At 61.5% G+C, this 20792-nt stretch carries 22 protein-coding genes; 13 read left to right on the top strand and 9 right to left on the bottom strand.

The features are described 5' to 3' along the window. Positions 1-8: 8 nt before the first annotated feature. The 4 genes from phoB (at position 9) to NKK51_RS21215 (ending at position 5784) form a co-directional block, all read left to right on the top strand. Positions 9-698: a phosphate regulon transcriptional regulator PhoB gene (gene phoB, locus NKK51_RS21230; protein WP_010911896.1), complete on the top strand. Its 690-nt coding sequence runs from the start codon at positions 9-11 to the stop codon at positions 696-698. A 536-nt stretch (positions 699-1234) separates the two neighbouring features. After that, positions 1235-2659 (top strand): endo-1,3-1,4-beta-glycanase EglC, encoded by a 1425-nt coding sequence (gene eglC / locus NKK51_RS21225; RefSeq protein WP_352554490.1) that lies wholly within the window; start codon positions 1235-1237, stop codon positions 2657-2659. Positions 2660-2703: 44 nt separating this feature from the next. Next, a complete protein-coding gene (locus tag NKK51_RS21220) occupies positions 2704-4461 on the top strand; it encodes a type I secretion system permease/ATPase (protein WP_352554489.1) in 1758 nt (585 codons plus the stop codon). Positions 4462-4464: 3 nt separating this feature from the next. After that, on the top strand, positions 4465-5784 hold the full coding sequence (locus tag NKK51_RS21215; protein ID WP_502902476.1) for an HlyD family type I secretion periplasmic adaptor subunit: 1320 nt from the start codon (positions 4465-4467) through the stop codon (positions 5782-5784). 33 nt (positions 5785-5817) lie between these two features. Here the strand turns inward: NKK51_RS21215 and NKK51_RS21210 are convergent, their stop codons facing one another. Further along, positions 5818-7062, bottom strand: a complete 1245-nt coding sequence (locus NKK51_RS21210) for an ROK family protein (RefSeq protein ID WP_352554487.1) — start codon at positions 7060-7062, stop codon at positions 5818-5820. Between the two features lie 269 nt (positions 7063-7331). Between NKK51_RS21210 and xylF the strand changes: the two genes are divergently transcribed. From xylF to NKK51_RS21190, 4 genes are all read left to right on the top strand, one after another. Then, positions 7332-8372: a D-xylose ABC transporter substrate-binding protein gene (gene xylF, locus NKK51_RS21205; RefSeq protein WP_023810990.1), complete on the top strand. Its 1041-nt coding sequence runs from the start codon at positions 7332-7334 to the stop codon at positions 8370-8372. 145 nt (positions 8373-8517) lie between these two features. Then, entirely contained in the window at positions 8518-9870 is a 1353-nt protein-coding gene (locus NKK51_RS21200) for a sugar ABC transporter permease (protein ID WP_352554486.1), read from the top strand. 11 nt (positions 9871-9881) lie between these two features. After that, positions 9882-10682 (top strand): ATP-binding cassette domain-containing protein, encoded by an 801-nt coding sequence (locus NKK51_RS21195; RefSeq protein ID WP_023810992.1) that lies wholly within the window; start codon positions 9882-9884, stop codon positions 10680-10682. Positions 10683-10807: 125 nt separating this feature from the next. Continuing rightward, positions 10808-12436 (top strand): CHASE domain-containing protein, encoded by a 1629-nt coding sequence (locus NKK51_RS21190; RefSeq protein ID WP_352554485.1) that lies wholly within the window; start codon positions 10808-10810, stop codon positions 12434-12436. 96 nt (positions 12437-12532) lie between these two features. On the opposite strand, the gene NKK51_RS21185 is transcribed toward NKK51_RS21190, so the two are convergent. From NKK51_RS21185 to NKK51_RS21160, 6 genes are all read right to left on the bottom strand, one after another. After that, the gene (locus NKK51_RS21185) at positions 12533-12778 is read right to left on the bottom strand and encodes a YMGG-like glycine zipper-containing protein (RefSeq protein ID WP_023810994.1); all 246 of its coding nucleotides are present in this window, start codon (positions 12776-12778) and stop codon (positions 12533-12535) included. Positions 12779-12861: 83 nt separating this feature from the next. Beyond that, positions 12862-13188, bottom strand: a complete 327-nt coding sequence (locus NKK51_RS21180) for a hypothetical protein (protein WP_023810995.1) — start codon at positions 13186-13188, stop codon at positions 12862-12864. Between the two features lie 120 nt (positions 13189-13308). After that, positions 13309-13485 (bottom strand): hypothetical protein, encoded by a 177-nt coding sequence (locus NKK51_RS21175; RefSeq protein WP_127295168.1) that lies wholly within the window; start codon positions 13483-13485, stop codon positions 13309-13311. Positions 13486-13614: 129 nt separating this feature from the next. Beyond that, positions 13615-14646 carry a sensor histidine kinase gene (locus tag NKK51_RS21170; RefSeq protein ID WP_164893021.1) on the bottom strand — a complete coding sequence of 344 codons (1032 nt, stop codon included), beginning with the start codon at positions 14644-14646 and terminating at the stop codon, positions 13615-13617. A 176-nt stretch (positions 14647-14822) separates the two neighbouring features. After that, entirely contained in the window at positions 14823-14990 is a 168-nt protein-coding gene (locus NKK51_RS21165) for a DUF1328 domain-containing protein (RefSeq protein WP_013529282.1), read from the bottom strand. A 171-nt stretch (positions 14991-15161) separates the two neighbouring features. Continuing rightward, entirely contained in the window at positions 15162-15956 is a 795-nt protein-coding gene (locus NKK51_RS21160; RefSeq protein ID WP_023810997.1) for a response regulator, read from the bottom strand. A gap of 213 nt (positions 15957-16169) precedes the next feature. On the opposite strand from NKK51_RS21160, the gene NKK51_RS21155 reads away from it, so the two are divergent. Both NKK51_RS21155 and NKK51_RS21150 read left to right on the top strand, forming a co-directional pair. Then, positions 16170-16373, top strand: a complete 204-nt coding sequence (locus NKK51_RS21155; RefSeq protein WP_023810998.1) for a NepR family anti-sigma factor — start codon at positions 16170-16172, stop codon at positions 16371-16373. A gap of 3 nt (positions 16374-16376) precedes the next feature. Further along, positions 16377-16928, top strand: a complete 552-nt coding sequence (locus tag NKK51_RS21150) for an RNA polymerase sigma factor (RefSeq protein ID WP_013529285.1) — start codon at positions 16377-16379, stop codon at positions 16926-16928. A gap of 13 nt (positions 16929-16941) precedes the next feature. Here NKK51_RS21150 and NKK51_RS21145 read toward each other — a convergent pair whose 3' ends face one another. Next, positions 16942-17253 (bottom strand): response regulator, encoded by a 312-nt coding sequence (locus NKK51_RS21145; protein WP_050592687.1) that lies wholly within the window; start codon positions 17251-17253, stop codon positions 16942-16944. Positions 17254-17458: 205 nt separating this feature from the next. Here NKK51_RS21145 and NKK51_RS21140 point away from each other — a divergent pair, with 205 nt between their 5' ends. The 3 genes from NKK51_RS21140 to NKK51_RS21130 all read left to right on the top strand — a co-directional run bounded on the left by NKK51_RS21140 (position 17459) and on the right by NKK51_RS21130 (position 19130). Continuing rightward, positions 17459-18205 (top strand): Crp/Fnr family transcriptional regulator, encoded by a 747-nt coding sequence (locus NKK51_RS21140; protein ID WP_023811000.1) that lies wholly within the window; start codon positions 17459-17461, stop codon positions 18203-18205. Between the two features lie 128 nt (positions 18206-18333). Beyond that, on the top strand, positions 18334-18660 hold the full coding sequence (locus NKK51_RS21135; RefSeq protein ID WP_023811001.1) for an ElaB/YgaM/YqjD family protein: 327 nt from the start codon (positions 18334-18336) through the stop codon (positions 18658-18660). 11 nt (positions 18661-18671) lie between these two features. Beyond that, on the top strand, positions 18672-19130 hold the full coding sequence (locus NKK51_RS21130) for a hypothetical protein (protein WP_352554484.1): 459 nt from the start codon (positions 18672-18674) through the stop codon (positions 19128-19130). A gap of 13 nt (positions 19131-19143) precedes the next feature. Here the strand turns inward: NKK51_RS21130 and NKK51_RS21125 are convergent, their stop codons facing one another. Next, positions 19144-20676 carry a sensor histidine kinase gene (locus NKK51_RS21125; protein ID WP_352554483.1) on the bottom strand — a complete coding sequence of 511 codons (1533 nt, stop codon included), beginning with the start codon at positions 20674-20676 and terminating at the stop codon, positions 19144-19146. Between the last annotated feature and the right edge of the window lie 116 nt (positions 20677-20792).

The raw sequence follows: 20792 nt of genomic DNA, 5'->3' as shown, positions 1-20792 counted from the left end.
ACCAGCCGATGATCGCACCACGCATCATGGTGGTGGAGGATGAGGAGCCGCTAGGCGTGCTGCTCCGCTACAATCTTGAATCCGAAGGTTACCAGGTCGAGGTGGTGACGCGCGGCGACGAGGCCGAAATCCGGCTGCAGGAGAACGTTCCCGACCTTCTCGTGCTCGACTGGATGGTGCCGGCGGTTTCCGGCATCGAACTCTGCCGGCGCCTGCGAATGCGCCCAGAGACCGAGCGGCTGCCGATCATCATGCTGACCGCGCGAGGCGAGGAAAGCGACCGCGTGCGCGGCCTGTCGACCGGCGCCGACGACTATCTGGTCAAGCCGTTCTCGACGCCGGAGTTCATGGCCAGGGTCAAGGCGCTGCTGCGCCGGGCCAAGCCGGAAGTGCTGTCCAGCGTGCTAAAGGTCGGCGACATCGTGCTCGATCGCGAGTCGCACCGGGTCTATCGCAAGAAGAGCGAGATCCGGCTCGGGCCGACCGAATTCCGCCTGCTCGAATTCATGATGCGCCACCCCGGCCGCGTGTTCTCGCGCAGCCAGCTGCTCGACAATGTCTGGGGCGAGACGATTTACATCGACGAACGCACTGTCGACGTGCACGTCGGCCGGCTGCGCAAGGCGGTCAACAACGGCCGCATGCCTGATGTCATCCGCACCATCCGTGGGGCGGGTTACGCGATCAGGGAAGACTAGGTGGCTGTTCCGTCCCGATAGATCGGGAAAACTCGATTAGCACGCGGTCGCCAACAGCCGGTGGAATGTTGCACTCGTCTCATGGATGGGGAGCGAGCACGTGACGCCAGGAGCGGTCATCCTCATCAGGTTTCGAATGACTGCATTTGGGCCAAAGCGACAGGCAGCTTCTGGCGTTCCCCGATCTCCCAAACTCTCTATTGGGGCCCGGCTGGCCGCAGGAAGCACGGCGAATTACTTGGTACGTCGCCATCTTGCCCGCAGACTCCGCCCAGAAAGCCACGCAAGAATGACTTTGAGTTAATTTAGATATACGTTCGTCGGATGACGCGTATTCTGCAGAAATATACAATTTTAATAAATTACTTCAAATTATTGCGAGTCCTCTCCTCTTTATTCATTGCTCGTCTGTCGATTGCTCAACGCGATCTCGGATCTAATGACGATTCCGTGGAACGATCTCGTTCTTTGCAGCGTTGCTTGGAAGCGGTCGCCGGACCTTTGACCAGGTCGGGCACCATTGGGAAGGATTTCTGATGAGCACGGTCTTAAATGCCAAGGGCATCCCTCTTGCCTACACCGGCGCTTCCACTCATTGGTTCTCGGCCACCGGGTCTGGACCGGAACTGCATGGCACCTCCGGCAACGACTCCTTCTGGGGAGACACCGGCGTCACTGTCACGATCTACGGTGGCGCCGGCGACGACTACTATCATCTCTATTCCACCAACAATAAGGTGGTCGAGGATCCTGGGGCAGGGATCGACACGATCGACACATGGATGAGCTACAAGCTCCCCGACAATTTCGAGAACCTCGTCGTTACCGGCACCAACCGATTTGCGTTCGGAAATGCGGTGGACAACATCATCAAGGGCGGGTCGGGTCACCAGACGCTGGATGGCGGCAAGGGAAATGATGTCCTGATCGGCGGCGATGGCGCCGATACTTTCGCCATCTCCAAAGGTAATGGAAGCGATCTTATCTTCGACTTCGGTGCGACCGATGCGGTCCGGCTTGACGGCTACGACTTCACTTCGTTCGATGCCGTCCGTTCACAGATGGTCCAGGTGGAATCTAACGTGATGCTGAACCTCGGATCCGACGAGATCCTGGTGTTCAAGAATACGACCATCGACAAGCTGCAGCCCACCCAGTTCGAACTTCCGATCGACAAGTCCGCAATGACGCTGTCCTTCTCCGACGATTTCAACACGCTGAGCCTTCGGGACGGGCAGGACGGCACCTGGAATTCCAATTTCTGGTGGGGAGCGCCGAACGGCAGCACGTTGAGCAGCAATGGTGAGTTGCAGTGGTATATCGACGCCAATTATGGCCCGACGAGTTCGGTCCATCCGTTCAGCGTTGAGAACGGCGTCCTCACCATCACCGCCGCGCAGGCGCCGGAGGACATCAAGCCTCTGATCAACAACTACGAATACACCTCGGGGATCCTGACGACCCACGACACCTTCTCGCAAACCTACGGCTATTTCGAAATGCGGGCGGATCTTCCTGAAACAGCCGGAGCCTGGCCGGCGTTCTGGCTGCTTCCGGAGGACGGATCGTGGCCGCCGGAGCTGGACGTTGTCGAAACGCGCGGCCAGGACCCGAACACGCTCTACATGACGGCGCATTCCAATGAGACGGGAGCGCACACGAAGGTTTCGTCAACGGTGAACGTTGCGGATACCGACGGTTTCCACACCTATGGCCTGCTCTGGACGAAGGATGAGCTTGTCTGGACCTACGATAGTGTAAAGGTCGCTCAAGCAGCGACGCCGGCCGACATGCACGATCCCATGTATATGCTGGCCAATCTCGCGGTGGGCGGCATTGCCGGCCAGCCTCCTGACCATCTGGCTACGCCAGCGGAGATGAAGATCGACTACATCCGCGCCTATACGCTGGACGACCTGCAGCACCACCCCTTGGACATCGCCGGCGACCATTCGGTCTAAGCGACGCCCTTATGTTGGGGCCATGAGCCGTTAGGAGCGCGGGAATGATTGCACGGTCTGATCTGCGGGCAGTCTTGAGGCGCGCCATCGCCGATGTCGGTGTTTTTTCGTTCCTCATCAACATCCTGCTATTGGTGATCCCCCTTTATCTCTTGCAGGTCTATGACCGCGTCCTGCCTTCCTCCAGCGTCGAGACGCTTCTTTACCTCTCTGCTATCGCGGTTCTCGCACTCGCCTTTCTCGGTCTCCTCGATGCGGTCCGCTCCGTTTACACGCAGCGCGTTGCAGCCATTGTCGACAACAGACTGGGCGCGAGGACATTCGCCGTCTCGCTGGAGGCTAAGTACGCCGGGGGAGCAGCCCTGCCTCCACTGCGCGACCTTGCCTCGGTATGCGCCTTCATCAGGTCACGTGGCGCGGCGGTCTTGTTCGACCTGCCGTTTGCTCCGTTCTTCCTCGCCCTGCTGTACCTCATCCATCCTTTGCTGTTCTGGCTTACGCTGGCGGGATCTGGTCTGTTGCTTGCGCTGGTCCTGGCAAATCAGTTTGCCACCGGCAGGAATGATGCCTTGTCGGCGGAACGCTCGGCTGTTGCCAGCCTGTCGGAGCAGGCCTTTGCCCGGAATGCGGAGACGCTGCGCGCCATGGGCATGATCCAAAACGCCGCGCGAGTGTGGGGAAGGCACGTGGCGGAGGCGCTAGTCCTGCATGACCGTTCGTCGATGGCCAACGCGATTTTCAGTGGAACGTCGCGAGCCGTACGCATGATGCTTCAGCTGGCAATACTGGGTGTCGGAGCATGGCTCGTGCTGCAAGGGAAGATGACGGCCGGCATGATCTTCGCGTCTTCCCTGGTGTCGTCCCGCGCGCTGCAGCCGCTCGACCAACTGATCGGGTCATGGCGGCAGATCGTCGACGCCAGACGATCGTGGAAGCGGTTGGACAAGGCGCTTTCCGCCCATCCGGCACATGCGCAAAAACTGACCTTGCCGGACCCGTCCGGCGAAATTGTCGTGCAGGGCCTGATCTTTGTCGCGCCGAACGCCACGCCCGGCACCGAACCCATCATCAAGAGACTGAACTTCCGCATCGGCGCAGGCGAAGCGGTGGCGATAATAGGTCCGAGCGGAGCCGGCAAGTCCACCCTGGCAAGATTGCTTGTCGGTGCGATTCAGGCAACCAGCGGCTGCGTCAGGATTGATGGCGCCGATCTCAGAACCTGGGACGAGAAGCAGCTTGGCCGGCATATCGGATATCTCGCTCAGGAGGTGGAGCTCTTTCCCGGATCGATCGCGGAAAATGTCGCCCGCTTTGAACCCGATGCGAATGACGCCTCTATCGTCGAGGCAGCAAAGAATGCCCGGGCGCATGAGCTGATACTGGAGCAGCGAGACGGCTATCAGACCAGAATAGGTCCGTCGGACAGAACACTATCGGGCGGCGAACGCCAAAGGATCGGGCTGGCGCGCGCTTTTTACGGCAATCCGCATGTTCTCGTTCTGGATGAGCCCAGTACCCATCTCGACGGCAGCGGCGAAGCCGCGCTCGAAGAAGTGCTTGCCGCCGCAAAAGCGGCGGGCGTTACGACAATCGTGATAACGCACCGCCCTTCGATCGCCGCAGCCTGCGACCGCGTGATGCTTCTGCGCAGCGGAGTGATCGAAGCCTTCGGTCCAAGCGGCGACGTGATGCGGCAGCCGATCGCCGGCATCAGCCTTGCCCCACAGCGCAGCATGGCGGTGACAGGGTCTTTTGCCACGACGATCCGCGGCACCCCTCATAGTGTCCGCTTTGGATCGTAGAAGATGACAGCGCAAAGCCTCGTCCGGGAAGGCACAGCACGCACCGACATTCGCCGGGTGGCATTCGCCGGATACGCGGCAATGGCGATATTGGTTGGTTGCTTTGGCTATTGGGCGGTCAGTGCACCGTTGTCCGGCGCGGTCATCACGCAAGGCACAATCTCGGCGACAGGCGGGAACATCCTCATCCAGCATCCCCAGGGCGGCATCATCCAAGAGTTGCTCGTCCATGAGGGTGATCGCGTGCAACAGGCCCAGGAACTGATCCTGCTGGATCGAACAGCCGCGCAAGCCGAACTCAACCGGCTGACGAGACAGTCGATCGCTTTGAAGGCCAGCGCCTCGCGGCTGGAGGCGGAACGCGACGGGTTGGATCGGCTTGCGCCAATCACAGAGGCTGCGCCGGCACCGTTCCAGCACAATTTCGAGGTCCTGGTTCAAGAACAGCGGAAGGAATTCAACGCCAGGCTCGCCCGATTTCGATCGGAACAATCGATCCTCAGGCAACGGGTTGCCATGCATCGCCAATCGGTCGTCGGGTTGCAGGCCCAGAAACAGGCCATTGAGCAACAGGCCGAAGTCGTGAAGAAAGAACTGGGCATCAAGACCAGCCTTTTGGACAAGGGCCTCACCAATCGCACTGAATATTCACAGCTTTTGCGTAGCGAGGCCGATCTCGTCGGGCAGGCAGGGGCGCTGGAGGCAAATCTTGCATCGGCCAACACCCAGATCGTCGAAGCCCAGGAGCAGATAGAGCGCCTGACCACGCAGCGCGTGGAGGAAGCCCTGACGAAACTCGACGAGGTACGTTCTTCGCTGGCTGACATTGACGAACAGATGCGGGCATCCGAGGCAGTGCTGCGGCGGACGACGATCAAGGCGCCAGCGGCGGGCATCGTGGTATCGTCCACCTACAATTCCAAGGGCAGCGTGATTGCCCCCGGCGAGAAGATCATGGAGATTCTGCCTACGGCATCGGGCTTGATCGTCGATGCACGGCTGCCGCCGAAAGACATTGACCAGGTTCGTGTCGGCCAGCCGGCAAAACTGCGACTATCAGCGTTGAACATGCGGCTCACCCCTGAGATTTCAGCCATGGTGACACAGGTTTCCGCAGATCGGCTCATCGATCAGGCTACGCATGAACCCTATTTCCGCGCCAAGCTGAAGATTGCCGCCGACTTGCCGCCCGGAGTGAAAGCGGAGCAGCTTTACCCTGGAATGCCGGTAGAAGCGTTCATCGGCACCGGCGAACGGACTTTCTTCGAGTATCTCGTACGGCCGATGCGCGATTCCTTCGCGCGCGCTTTCACGGAGCGGTAGATGTTGCGGACCGCGCAATTTTGACCCTGGCCCTCACGCCACGCTCTTTCCGGCGCTCCCTCTCGCCTGCACGCCCGGCGCAAAAATCTCCTGATCGACGAAGATCAATGCCCGCATGGCGCAGCCTTCGCGGATCAGCGGCAGTTCGTTCGGCTCTGTATCGAAGGAAATCGATTTTGAGTGCTGGCCGCCGGCGGTCTGGGCAATCGCTTCGCGCAGTGCCGGCTCTATCAGGTCGAAGGCGGCCGCGCTGACGCCGACCATGGCAACGGGCGCCGGATCGATCAGCGCGAACAGGCTGCCGAGGCCGTAGCCGAGCGCTTCGCCGGCCTTGCGATAGGCTTCCCGTTCGGGTCCGTCACCTTCGCGGGCCGCGGCAGCCAGGGCGCGCATGTCGGCGTCGCTGACATCGGCGACGGGTTCTGCATCCTCGCCCATCTGCCTGGCGTTGCGCCAGATGGCGTAATTGCCCGCATAGGCTTCGACGCAGCCGCGCCGTCCGCAGCGGCAGAGCGCGCCGTTCGGCCGATGGATCATGTGGCCGAATTCGCCGCCCGAAGAATGGGTGCCAGTGAACAATTCGCCCTTCAGCACCAGTCCCATGCCGATGCCGTGCGACAAAAGGATAGCGATGAAGTCGTCTCGGTAGCGCAGCGGATCGCGCCACCGCAATGCCACCGCCATCATGTTGCAGTCATTCTCCATTATGGCGGGGATGCCGAACTCGTCTTCGAATATGTCAGCGAAGGCGATGTCGGTGTGCGGAGTGATCGGCGACCACAGCATGGCGCGGGCACGGGTGTCGGTGATGCCCTGGATGGCCAGCGCGATGCGGGCGATGCTGCGCACGTCCAGGTCGGGATCCGCCAGGCGGCGCCGCACGATTGCCGTGCATTCACCGATCAGCGACTCGCGCGACATCGTCAGCGTGTCCAGCCGGCGCTGTTCCTCGGATACTACCTGGCCGGCATAGTCGATGACGGCGACGGAGAGGAAGTTCAGCGACAGCACCACGGTCATTACCGCGGCCGCTTCCGGATTGAGACTGAGGCCGACCTGCGGCCGGCCGCGTTTGAGCGAGCCGGCCTCGCTCGGCTTGCTTTCGGTCAGGATGCCTTCGACGATCAAGTCGGAGGAAATCGCCGAGATGGTCGAATGGCTGAGGCTTGTGGTCGCGGCGATTTCGGTGCGGGACGGTTGTCCGGCCTGGCGCACGGCCGCAATTACCATCGCCCGGTTGCGGCGACGCAGATCGTCGTGGCGGATTCCGACCGACATGTTCTTTCACGTCCTCCCGGTCGCCGCGGTTCTTCCTGCCCTGGAACGCTGTCGGCAACGCAGATAAATACTGGCAGAAGCCGCGCGCCCTGTCATTTATTTATTCCGGGGCTCGAAAAAAATTCGAAAGGCCATCAAAATCCATCAGATTCGATGTTGACAGCGTTCAGGCGTTGGCCCAGTGTTTTTTCGAGGCTCGAAAAAATAGGGCTTCTATGCCGGCCCTCGGGTCAGTTTGGTCGCGCCATACGCGGCGCAGGGAGGATAATATGAAAAGATTCACAGCCGCCATCCTGGCGGGTGCCGCCATGTCGCTGACGCTCGCGTCTGTCGCGCAGGCGAAGGACAAGGTCGTCGGCGTTTCCTGGTCCAATTTCCAGGAAGAGCGTTGGAAGACCGACGAGGCCGCCATGAAGACGGCGATCGAGGCCGCTGGCGACAAGTACATCTCCGCCGATGCGCAGTCCAATCCCGGCAAGCAGCTCACCGACGTCGAAAGCCTGATTTCGCAGGGCGCCAATTCGCTGATCATTCTGGCGCAGGACGCCTCGGCGATCGGCCCTGCGGTGCAGAAAGCATTGGACGAAGGCATCCCGGTCGTCGGCTATGACCGGCTGATCGAAAACAAGGACGTCTTCTATCTGACCTTCGACAACAAGGAAGTCGGCCGCATGCAGGCCCGCGAAGTGTTCAAGGTCAAGCCGGAAGGCAACTACGTCTTCATCAAGGGCTCCGGTGCCGATCCCAATGCCGACTTCCTGTTCTCGGGCTCGATGGAAGTGCTCAAGGAAGCCATTGACAGCGGCAAGATCAAGAATGTCGGCGAAGCCTACACGGATGGCTGGCTGCCCGCCAACGCCCAGAAGAACATGGAACAGTTCCTGACCGCCAACGACAACAAGGTCGACGCGGTGGTCGCGGCCAATGACGGCACCGCCGGTGGCGTCGTCGCGGCGCTGACGGCGCAGGGCCTTGCCGGCACTGTGCCGGTCTCGGGTCAGGACGGCGACCACGCCGCGCTGAACCGTATCGCGCTCGGCACGCAGACCGTTTCGGTGTGGAAGGACGCGCGTGAGCTCGGCAAGACGGCCGCCGAGATCGCTTCGCAGCTCGCAGACGGCAAGAAGACCGGCGACATTGCCGGCGCCAAGGACTTCACGACGCCGGGCGGCAACACCGTCAAGTCGCTGTTCCTGACTCCGATTGCCATCACCAAGGACAATCTCAACCTCGTCATCGACGCTGGCTGGATCAAGAAGGAAGAAGTCTGCACGGGCGTCGCTGCCGGCACCGTCGCGGCCTGCAACTAAAAGCTGGCTTGTTCCTGCATTCTCAACGCCGCGGCCCAAAAGCCGCGGCGTTTTCTCAAAGACTTTTGTGTTTCCGCATCATGCGGATAGCTTCTAGGCTGGGCTCCGGCATGCGCGTCAGACGGCCAGTCGGTGGGAGGAAATCATGACCGATACGACGTCAAACCCGCAGACCGATACGGCGCGCGCGTCGGAACTCGGGGCCGTCGCCCGGTTCCTGAAGGCGACCGAGATCGATACCCGCATGCTCGGCATGATCGGCGCGCTGCTGGTCATCTGGATTGGGCTGCATGGCATTTCCAGCCTGCGCCTGGGCGTCAACCCGCTCGATTTCGACAGCCGCACCTTTCTCACGCCGCGCAATCTGTGGAACCTGTCCGTGCAGACATCCGCGGTTGCCATCATGGCCTGCGGCATGGTGCTGGTCATCGTCATGCGCAACATCGACCTGTCGGTCGGTTCCGCCGAGGGCCTGATCGGCATGGTGATGGGGTTCGCCCAGGTGCATTTCCTGGTGCGCTTTGTCGGGCTCGAACTCGGCAATCCGTGGATCTGGGTCCTGGCGCTGGTCATCGGCCTGGCGCTCGGCCTGTTGATCGGCGCCTTTCAAGGCTTCGTCATCGCCTATCTCGAAGTGCCCGCCTTCATCGTGACGCTGGGTGGCCTGCTGGTCTGGCGCGGTGCGGCCTGGTGGGTCACGTCAGGCCAGACCGTGGCGCCGCTCGACGCCACCTTTCAGCTGATGGGCGGCGGGCCGGCGGGATCGATCGGCGCGACCTGGAGCTGGGTCGTCGGGATCGTCGCCTGCCTCGCCGTGGTGTTTGGGCTGTTCAACGGCCGGGTGCAGCGCAAGCGTTTCCGGTTTCCGCTACGTCCGATCTGGGCCGAGACGCTGCTCGGTCTCGTCACCTGCGGCGCCATCATGGGCGCGGTCTGGCTCGCCAATTCCTATCCCTGGCCGATCGGCATCGTGAACAGATATGCGGCCGCCAACAACATCACCGTTCCCGAAGGCGGCCTGTTCATCGCCCACGGTATCGCCATACCGGTGCTGATGGCGGTCGCCGTCGGGCTGGTCATGACCTTCATCACCAACCGAACCCGTTTCGGCCGCTATGTCTTCGCCATCGGCGGCAATCCCGAGGCGGCCAATCTCGCCGGCATCAACACGCGCTGGATCACCATGAAGGTGTTCATGATCATGGGCGTGCTGGCCACGATCGCCGCGGCGATCTCCTCGGCCCGGCAGAATTCGGCCACCAACGTGCTTGGAACGCTCGACGAGCTGCTCGTCATTGCAGCCGCCGTGATCGGCGGCACGTCGCTAGCTGGCGGATCGGGAACGATCATCGGCGCCATGCTCGGCGCCCTGCTGATGCAGTCGCTGCAGTCCGGCATGGTGCTGCTCGGCGTCGACTCGCCGCTGCAGAGCATCGTCGTCGGGGCCGTCCTGGTCATCGCCGTGTGGCTCGACACCGTCTATCGCAAGCGCGTCTAGGAGGGCATGCCATGATTGACAAGACTGCTCCTGCAGCCACCGCGCTGATCGACATGAGGAACATCTCGATCGCGTTTGGCGGCATCCGCGCCGTCGACGACGCCTCGATCGATCTTTTCCCCGGCGAGGTCGTGGCGCTGCTCGGCCATAATGGCGCCGGCAAGTCGACATTGATCAAGATCCTGTCCGGCGCCTACAAGCGCGATTCGGGCCAGATCTTCGTCAACGGCGAGGAGGCATCGATCTCCAATCCACGCGACGCCAAGAAATATGGCATCGAGACGATCTATCAGACGCTGGCGTTGGCCGACAATGTCGATGCCGCCGCCAATCTGTTCCTCGGCCGCGAGCTGATGACCGCCTGGGGCACGCTCGACGACGTTGCCATGGAGGCCGAGGCGCGCAAGGTGATGGGTCGGCTCAATCCCCGGTTCCAGCGCTTCAAGGAGCCGGTGATCAAGCTGTCGGGCGGCCAGCGGCAATCGGTGGCGATCGCGCGTGCGATCCTGTTCAACGCCCGCATCCTGATCATGGACGAGCCGACGGCGGCGCTTGGTCCGCAGGAAACGGCGCAGGTCGGCGAACTGGTCAAGCAGCTCAAGTCCGACGGCATCGGCATCTTCCTGATCAGCCACGACATCCACGATGTGTTCGAGCTAGCCGACCGGGTCTGCGTCATGAAAAACGGCCAGGTGGTCGGCACCGCCCGCACCACCGATGTCACCCAGGACGAGGTGCTGGGAATGATCATTCTGGGCAAATGCCCGCCGGGCGCCATTCCCGGACCGGGCGCGCTGAAGATCGCGGCCTGAGATCGAGCCAGATCGCGGTTGCCGGACACGTGATATGCCAGCCGTAAGGATGGCTTGGCCTTGGCATTGTGTTGGCACGGCGACTTGCCCATAAAGGTCCGACATTGCAGGGACCGCACGATCCGTTGAAGAAGCTTTTTCCGATCATCGCCTTTATCGCCGTCGCGCTGATCAGCATGGTGATGGCAGGTTTTGCCTATTTCGCCACGCAGGAAGCCGCGCGCATCAAGTTCGAGGCGACTGCCGACGATGCGCTCAACCGGATCGAGAGCCGCATCGACCTGCATCTGTCGCTGCTGCGCTCGACGCAGGCCCTGTTCGACGCCCGCGATGGCGATATTTCTCGCAATGAGTTCAAGGCGTTCTTCACCGCGCTCGATGTCGACAAGAATTTCGCCGGCTTACGCGGTATCGGCTTCCTCAGGCTGGTAAAGGCGGGCGACGAGGCGACGGTCGAACGCGATATGCTGCACGATTATGGCGTCAGTCATCCAATCTACCCGGATACCACTCAACCCTGGCGCACCCCTATCGTGCTGTTCGAACCGCTGGATCCATCCAATGAAGCGGGCATCGGCTATGACATGTTCAGCGAACCGGCGCGGCGTGTGGCGATCGAGAAGGCGATGTCCGACGACCAGCAGCACGCCAGCGGGCTGGTGCAGCTGGGCCAGGACACCGGCGTCGCGCAGACGTTCACCGGCTTCTTCGTTTTCGTGCGGCTCAATGTCGAAACCGCTCCCGACGTCATCAATGCTTCGAGATCCTCGACGGCCGGTTTTCTCTATGCGGCCTTTCGGGCTCGCGATCTGTTCCAGACCGCGCTCAGCCGGTCGCCGCTGCTGCCGGTCAACACCGAAATCTATGATGGCGATGGTGCCGTGAACGGCGATAATCTGCTGTTCCGGTCGGAGACGCCGCCGGCGTCGACTTTCGGCGACAGGCTGCTGGTCACCCGAAAGATCATCGTCGCCGGACGGCCATGGACTGTCCTGTTCCGGCCGACAAGCGCCTTCTCGCAGCCGTCGTCGCGCGCCATTCCGGTGATGCTGGGGCTGTTCGGCCTGTTGTTGGCGGGCGCCATCGCGCTGGTGGCGCGCTATCAGGAGCGGGCCTATGAGGCAGCGTCGCGGTTGCACGAAACGACGGAAAAGAGCCTGATCGAAAAAGACCTGATGCTGCAGGAGATGAAGCATCGCATCAAGAATTCGATCACCAGGGTGCTGGCTATCGCGCGCCAGACGGCATCGCGGGCTACCGACGTCAACGAGTTTTCCGCATCCTTCTCGGCCAGGCTGCAGGCGATGGCGGCGTCCCAGGACATGCTGACGCGCTCGCGCTGGCAGAAGGCCGATCTTGGCGATCTCCTGCGCATCGAACTCGGCCAGGTGTTCGGCAAGGAGCTGCCCGAGGGGCTGCTGTCAGGGCCGCAGGTGCTGCTCGACGAAACCACGACGCAAGCGCTCGGCCTGACCTTCCACGAACTGGCGACGAATGCGCTGAAATACGGCGAAGCCGGCAATTCCGTCGGCGCGCTGAAAGTGGACTGGTCGGTCGAAGGGCGCGGGCGCGACAGGACGCTGGCTCTCAATTGGCGCGAAAACGGGCAGACGAAACTCGAAGCGCCAGCCAAGACCGGATTCGGCACCAAGCTGATCGATCTCAACGTGACGCGGGAGCTGCGCGGTACGATCAAACGCGATTACCAGGCCAATGGGCTGAACGTTGAAATCAAAATTCCACTCGCCAACTGAGCGCGACCTTCACCCGAAAAGGATCAAGCGTCCAGACATGAAAAATCCGAAGGCCAGCGGACCGGCCTCCGGATCCACGTTTCGATTATCGCCGAATTAGTTGCAGCGAGCCGTGTAGATCCGGCCGCGATGATCGCGATATTGGCAATAGCCGTTGCGCAGATTGCGCACCAGCAGGCCGGAACCGGCACCAACGGCCGCGCCGATCAGCGCACCCTTGCCGCCGCCGACCAAGCCGCCGACACCGGCGCCGATCAAGCCGCCGCCAACCACGTCCTGCTCGGTCGAGGTGCAGCCGCTGACGGCAACCACCGCAACCAGTGCAATAATCATCTTCCGCATAGAGTCACTCCTCACTTTTTGTCCTCACTTGGTAAAGCTCCAGCTGCCATTTAGCATGAAATGACGGCCTTTGCTGCTGCAATCTATTGTTGGTGAAGATAGTCTTTTTCTGGGCGTGCCGCGTTCGACGCCATTACGAGGCTGGAAATTGCCAAAGACGCGTCAAGCGTACCATCGGCGCGCACATTCCAGACGATCTTATCATAGTCGTCTTCAAGCGCCGGATCGACGGCAAGGCATTTGGCGACGATGTTGTCAGCCTGCCCTTGCACGTCGCCCAAGGCGAACGGGCGTTCGGCCACGCATTGCTCGGCGCTCGCGAAAACGCTTCTGGGCACCTGGAGTTCACGGCAGTCGGCCATCGTGTTCGAGCAACCGATGACCAGCAGCAATGCAGCGATATGTTCCATGGCGGGAAGTCCTCTCGCCATAGTAACGGTCTACATTCGCCAAAGTTCCTGGCTCGCTGGGCCGGGCAGGGAAGTAAGAGGGCGACAATCGATTCTGTCACCGGCCGAAACGAGCTGGCCTCAGACCAATTGGTACAGGGCGACCACCGCGATCACGGCCAGCAGGCCCAGCGCGACAAGGCGCAAGGCCCCATTGGGAACAGGGGCCAGCGGTGGCGCGGATGCCTCGGAGTCCTCAAACTCGCCCATGGAAATCCGGGCGGCCTGCTCCAGTCTGTTCATGTCGGCAACCGTCAAGGCATTCCTCCCGCACCATGCTGCAATCCTGCTGCGGAAATGTTCGGTGATGCAACAAGTTCCAGCGGTATCTGGGAAAAACAGCATCTGCTTTTATGGTGAACAGCTGGTTAAGGAAGCTCGGGCCGCTCAATCCGTCTCGAAATTGCCGTGCGGAACGACAAGGCGGTACTCGAGACGGCCAGCCGCGATTTCGAGCGTCGCCGTTCCGTTCAGCGACGTCGGCACGACCCGTTCGAGTGCGACGCTGCCGAAGCGCTTCTCGCTACGCCTAACATCACTGGCTCCGATTGCCTCGGCCCATGTCAGGGACAGGGAGGTTCCCGTGTCGGCGGCGGTCAGGTTAGCTGTAACATCGACGAATCCATCGGGCCGCGACAGGGCGCCATAGCTCACCGAATTGACGGCGAGTTCATGCATCGCAAGGCCGATATGCAGGGCAGCGTTGGGATTGAGATAGGGGTTTGCCCCCTGAAATCTCAGGCTGCGAACCGGATCGCCGCCGTAGCGGCCCACCTGGCCCGACACGAGTTCGCGAAGTGCTGCACCCCGCCAGTTGGAAGAGGTCACGAGATCTTGGGACGAAGCCAGCGATTGCAGCCGGCCGCGAAAGCGTGTCAGGAAATCGCCGATGCTGTCGGAGTAGCGACCGGTCTGGGTGGCTATGCTCTGGATGATCGCCAGCAGGTTTTTGGAGCGATGGCTTACCTCCCGCAACAGCGTCGTCAGGGTCTGCTCGCGGCGCTTTTGCTCGGTCGTCTCGACCATCGTGGTGACGACGCCTTGCACCGTGCCGCCGTCGCCGTGGTCGGCATCGATCCAGACCTCAAACCAGCGGCTGCCATCCTCGACGGGAACGCTGATCTCGAGACGTTGGGGGTTGCCGGATGCAATGACGTCGCGCTTGGCCGCGCCGATGCGGTCGGCCTGCGCCTCCGGCAGAATACCGATGCTGTCGGTGGTATCCGAAACCCAGGGCGCACGCATGTTGCGCGCCCATACGGTTTTCATCTCGCGATCCTGGTAGAGAACGGAAATGCCGGCATTGTGCAACGCGTGAAGAAGGGCGCGGCCGAGCTGCATGCCGCTTTCGGCAGGATGGAGGGCGATGACTTCATCGCTTTGCACGTCGTCCTTCCTGTTTCCGGTCCTGGAACCCATCGGCCAAACTGTCCACCCAATTCAGGCTGAACGGCTCACCGGTGAATGGGTTCCAAACAGGTTTCCCGAACCCGCCGCCAAAAAACGGTCCGCCGGACGGCGTCCTTTAGGACACCGCCCGGCGGTGGCTGGAAACCGTTTGAGGGGTGCGGCTTCCAGTGTTCGGCCGTTCGTTGTTATGAAGCCCGTTTGAACAGGCCCGCAAGAAGCGAAATGACCAGGAAAGCGAGGAAGATGAAAAACAATATCTGCGCTATGCCGGCAGATGTACCGGCGATGCCGCCGAAACCAAGCGCGCCGGCGATGATCGCAACGACGAGAAATACGAGCGCCCAGTAAAGCATGATGCATCTCCTTCGAATGGTGCGATAAAAACGTGGGTGGCTGCGGTTTGTTCCCACCCTTTGCCGAAAAAGACCGAGCTTGCAAATCGTTCAAGCAGGAAGCGCGCAGGAATTTCCCCGTCGCCGCCCGCGTGCATCAGGCGGCACGATTACCACTTCCCCAATTCACGACTATGCGGCGGCTTTCGCCTGGCGGTCAAAGAACAGTGCCTGGCTGATCAGCGCCTTGACCATGTCGGGATTGAACGGCTTGGTGACCAGAAAGGCCGGTTCCGGCCGTTCGCCAGTCAAGAGGCGCTCGGGGAAGGCGGTGATGAAGATGACCGGCACCGACGTCGATGACAGGATCTCGTTCACGGCCTCGATGCCGGAACTGCCGTCGGCAAGCTGGATGTCGGCCAGCACCATCTTCGGCCGTGTCTTGCCGAACATCATCACTGCCTCGGCATGGGTGCGCGCCGTTCCAACGACGCGGTGCCCGAGGCTCTCTACCATTTCTTCGATATCCATGGCGATCAGTGGTTCATCCTCGATGATCAGAACGTCGGTTGCCACCTGACGGGATATCTCGTTGCTCGCCTGGGCAAGCAGCTCTGAAAACTCCTGGTCGCCGACGTCGAGGATCTCAGCCGCTTCGTCCTCGCTGAAGCCTTCGACAGCCACGAGCAGAAAGGCCTGACGAGGCCGCGGCGCGATCGCATTCAGATTGGCGGCGGTGCGCTGTTCCCACGCCGATTGCGCCTGCTCCTGCGGGACGCGGATGGCGACGGATGTGAACAGCTTGGCGAAAACCTTGTACAGCGCGATGCGGTCGCTCGATGCTTCGGGAAATATCTCGATATCGGCGATGATGGCCTCGAGCATCGCGGCTACCAGCGCATCACCACTCTCTTGCGACCCGGAAACAGCCCGCGAGAAGCGGCGCAGGAAGGGCAGATGTGGTGCGATGGTGGCGGATAAGCTCATGGTAAGACGTCTCCCTCAGAATGACATGACTGCATAGGTCAAGCTGACTGCAAGCCCTGACGTTAACGCGGATTTTTTGAAAAAGTTCCGCCTCGACGGAACAAAAGCCGGGGAGTGGCGTTTGTGGTCGGGATGGGCAACCAGACGAGGGCGCCGCTTGCGTTGTGTTGAGTATGATAAGAGCGGCTTGAGCGCTGGGAATACAAGGGCAAAATGAAGGATATGACGAAAGATATTCTGGCTGGCGCCGAGAGCAGGCGCCGGAACGGTTCTGGTGATGCTCTTGGACCGAACTCCGAAATCGGACGCAAACTCAAACAATATTACGACGCGCTGGTCTCCGACGATGTGCCGGATCGCTTTTCCCAGTTGCTTAGCCAGCTGGAACAGGCTGAACCCGCACAGAAGAAGGACTGAGGCATGGCCGCGGTCTCACAAGGCTTCAAGACCGATCTGCTTGGGGCAATCCCAAGTCTGCGCGCGTTCGCCGTGTCGCTGACGCAAAATGCCGATAAAGCCGACGACCTCGTCCAGGAAACGCTCGTCAAGGCTTGGGACAAGCATGAGAGCTTCCAGCCCGGCACCAATCTCAAGGCCTGGCTTTTCACCATCCTGCGCAACGAGTTCTATTCGCAGATGCGCAAGCGCGGGCGCGAAGTGCAGGACAGCGACGGTATCATGACGGCCAGGCTTGCCGTTCATCCGGCTCAGCACGGCCAGCTTGACCTGAAGGATTTTCGTGGGGCGCTGGAACAATTGCCGGAGGACCAACGCGAAGCCATCATCCTCATCGGCGCGTCTGGTTTCTCCTACGAGGAGGCCGCCGAGATCTGCGGTTGCGCGGTGGGGACGATCAAGAGCCGCGTCAGCCGAGCCCGTACGCGCTTGCAGGAGATCCTGAAAATATCAGGCGAGGACGAGTATGGTCCGGACGCAATTTCGGCCCAGGTAACGAGCTCGCCGGCAAGCTGACCGCGATCGTGTCTCAAGCGCGTCCGCAGGCCGCGGCGACCGCTTGCACGAGGTCTTCACCCGAATAGGGTTTGCCAATCAGCCTGACGCCCGGAAACGATGCCTTGATCTCCTCTGCATCCGAATAGCCCGACGCAAACACGAAAGGTATGCCTGCCGCGCGCAGGCCGGAGGCGAAATCGATCGTCGAGACACCGCCCAGCATTAAGTCGACAATGGCTGCATCGAATCGCGTGGCGACCTCGCGGCCATCGACCTCGGTCAGGTCACGGGCGATCACCACCTCATCGGCGCCATGGTCGCGGCAAAGCTGCTCGACATCCATGGCGATCAGAAATTCGTCCTCCAGGACCAGAATCCGCAATCCGTCAAGCAATGTGGGCACAGGCAAAGACTCCTTGAAACGCCGGAGTCATGATCGCTAATTCGCTTGCTGTCATTTAAAAAAGACATGTGGCAAGCGGGCGGAATCTCAATCCTTGCAACGGGAAACGCGCTCCTCCAAGAGCGGGCTTTCGAAGGGGGTCGAAATGTCAGTCCAGAACAATAGCCAATATCCTTGCGAGAACTGCCCATTGCGGCCGTTGCCGATTTTCCGCGATTTCGAAAAACAGGAACTGGCCTTCATCAGCAAATTCAAGAAGGGCGAACTCGCAGTCGAAAAGGGTGGCACGGTGCTGGTGGAGGGAAGCCATAGCGCCCATCTCTACACCGTGCTCTCCGGCTGGGCGTTTCGCTACAAGTTGTTGCGGGACGGCCGCCGCCAAATCCTCAACTATCTCATGCCCGGCGATCTGATCGGCCTGCAAGGCAGTGTGATGGGCGAGATGCAGCATTCCGTGGAGGCACTGTCGCCGATGCTGCTGTGTGTTTTCGAGCGCGAATATCTGCATGAGCTGTACCGCAATCATCCCGGGCTGGCCTATGACATCACCTGGATCGCATCGCGTGAAGAGCGGATGCTGGACGAGAACCTGCTCAGCCTCGGGCGCCGCAGTGCGATCGAGCGCGCTGCCTATCTCATCGCCTTCATCGGCAGCCGCGCCAAGGTCGTTGGACTGAATGGCAACCAAACTGTCCAGATACCGATCACGCAGCAGCACATTGCCGATACGCTCGGCCTGTCGCTGGTTCACACCAACAAGACGATCCGCAAGCTGATGGATCGCAAGCTGATCGTCTGGCGCGACGGCGGCTGCGTGGTCTCCGACAATGAAGGCCTCAAGCGGCTCGCCGGCTGGGAAGGGCTGGGTGAAGCGCGCCGGCCATTAATCTGAGGAAGCGTCTTTTGCGGGAGCCGACGGACCGGGTGCGCGCCGATGCGTTTTCGGCTACTTTGTCCCCAATGCCGGAACCTTGAGGCGGGCAGCGCGTTTGAAACCAAGCAATCACAAGGAGTTAAGCCATGGCCACTGCCGCAGGAAAGACCGCAAACGACGCCCGTGCAAATGCGGACCTGGAAGCCGACATCAGGCAGTTGAAGGCCGACATCGACAAGCTCACCAAACAACTGGCCAAGACCGGCGAGCATGGTTACGGCACCGCGCGCCGCGCAGCCACGGAAGGGGTCGAGCAGTTGCGTGCGCAGGGCGAAGCAGCCTTTGACAGCCTGCGCAGCAATGCCAAGGACATTGAAGCGCAGATGATGGCAAGCGTGCGCGAAAAGCCGGTGACGTCACTGGCGATCGCCGCCGGCGTCGGCTTCCTTTTCGCGCTCATCGCGCGTCGCTAGTCGCGCTTCGGATGGGAATGCTGGCAACCCTGATCTCGGGTCTCGCCTCGGGGGAGACCGTGGCCGCCATATACCGGGCGCGCACGGCGGCAATCGTCTATGTGATCGCCATGGCCGCCGCACTTTGCGGTCTCGGCTTTCTTGTCGGGGCCGCCTATATCTGGACGGCGATGCGCTATGGGCCGCTTGCCGCGGCACTGGGGTTCGGCGTCGGTTTTCTGGTGCTTGCCGGGGTTGTCCTGCTGGTCTACCGGATATCGGCAGGCTCGCGCGCCCGGCGCCGGGCGCGGCGCCGCAATGCCGACATGAAGGCGATCGGCATCACCGCCGCACTCGCCGTGCTGCCGAGCCTGCTTAAGGGAAAAGGCGGTCTCGGCGTCATTCTGGGGCCGGCCGTGGCGCTCGCGGCCTACGCCATCTACCGCGAGAATGTGAAATCCGACGATCCGGACGAGAGCGAGCGGAGATAGACCTGTCGGGAGGTCACTTCGACAGATCTTCCAGGGGCATCGATATTTCGGCAAATACGCCTTCCGGCCGGAATTCATGGGTCACTTCGCTGAAAATGACCTTGGCAAGGCTGCGGCGAATGAGGATCGAGCCGAAGCCGTGCCGATCCGGCGGAGCGACTTGCGGGCCGCCGCTTTCGCGCCAGGTCAGCACAAGACGCCGGGCATCCCTCCTGCCTTGCGTCCTCCAGCCGAGGTCGACGCTGCCTGACGGCACCGACAGCGAGCCATATTTCAGCGCGTTGCTGGCGAGTTCATGCAGGATCAGGCCAAGCCCGATGGCCTGGTCGGGCGACAGCAGCAGGTCGTCGCCGGAGATCGTCATGCGCGGCTGCTCGGCCGTTTCGAAAGGTTTGACCTCGATTTGGACGAGTTCACTGATGCCGATGCCACGCCACTCGCGGTCCGACAACAGATTGTGGGCGATGCCCAAGGCCTGAAGCCTGGCGCCGAAGGCCTCGAGGAACTGGCTTGGCTGGCGGGCGTGGCGCACGGTCTGGGTTGCCAGCGCCTGGACGGTCGCCAAAGTGTTCTTGACGCGATGGTTGAGCTCACGCAGCAGCAGCCGTTGCCGTTCGTCGCCGAGCTTGCGCTCGGAGATGTCGTAGTTGACGCCGAAGATCAATGTCGGCTTGCCGTCGCCGTCACGCTCGATCACACGGCCGCGCGTGGCGAGCCAGCGCGGCGGATGAAAGCCCTTCACTCGGTATTCGCCGAAATAGTCGTCGCTGCCGGTCAGGGCATCGCGAAAGCGGGTTTCGGTCTGGTAGACGTCACGCGGATCGATGGCGGCGAGGATGTCACGTGCGCGCAGCCGGTTGGAGCGCGGCAGGCTGAACAGCTCCGACATCAATGTGTCGCATTCGATGATGTCGGTGCGGATGTCCCATGCCCAACTGGCGAGCGACGCCGCATCGAGTGCGATGGCGCGTCGTTTTTCCTCGCGCACCAGTGCGGCCTCGGCGATCGCGCCGCTGCGGGTTGCATCCTTGAGGGTGAACAGGCTGGCGGCGAGGCTGGCGAGCGCCTTCAACTGGTCGAGCTCGGCGCGGGATGGAAAACCATGCGGCTCACGATCGAGCACGCACAGAGTACCGATGCGGGCACCTGCCACGATCATCGGCGCGCCGGCATAGAAGCGGACATGATGTTTTCCGGTGACCAGCCGGTTGGTCTTGAAACGGGGGTCCGTCGTTGCATCCACGACCACCATCGGCTCGTCGCCGGCGGCAATCGCATGGGCGCAAAACGAGATGTCGGCCGCCGTTTCGGTCTCGTCCAGGCCGAAGCAGGATTTGAACCACTGCCGTTCGAGGTCGACGAGTGTGACCAGGGCCATCGGCGCCTGCATCACCGCCGCGGCAAGGCTGCTGACCCGGTCGAAATCGGGGTCGGGCGCCGTATCCAGCATCTCCAACCCGTGCAGCACAGCGAGCCGGTCAACATCCTTGACTGCGCGCGCAACTTCGGCCGGCAGATCGGGTGTTGTTTGCGTCTTGCCAGTCACCCTAATTGCCTCGTCCCGGTCTTCGCCGCCCCATGCTTGCGCTGGTGCAAGGCCAGGGCGCATTTCCGGAACCATCCTAGCGAGGAACCGTTACCCGACCATGATTTGCCGAGCGC

Source organism: Mesorhizobium sp. M0011, assembly GCF_040324155.1.
GTDB lineage: Bacteria > Pseudomonadota > Alphaproteobacteria > Rhizobiales > Rhizobiaceae > Mesorhizobium.
The sequence above is the reverse complement of the archived record's forward strand: the minus strand, read 5'-3'. Positions and strand labels throughout refer to the sequence as shown.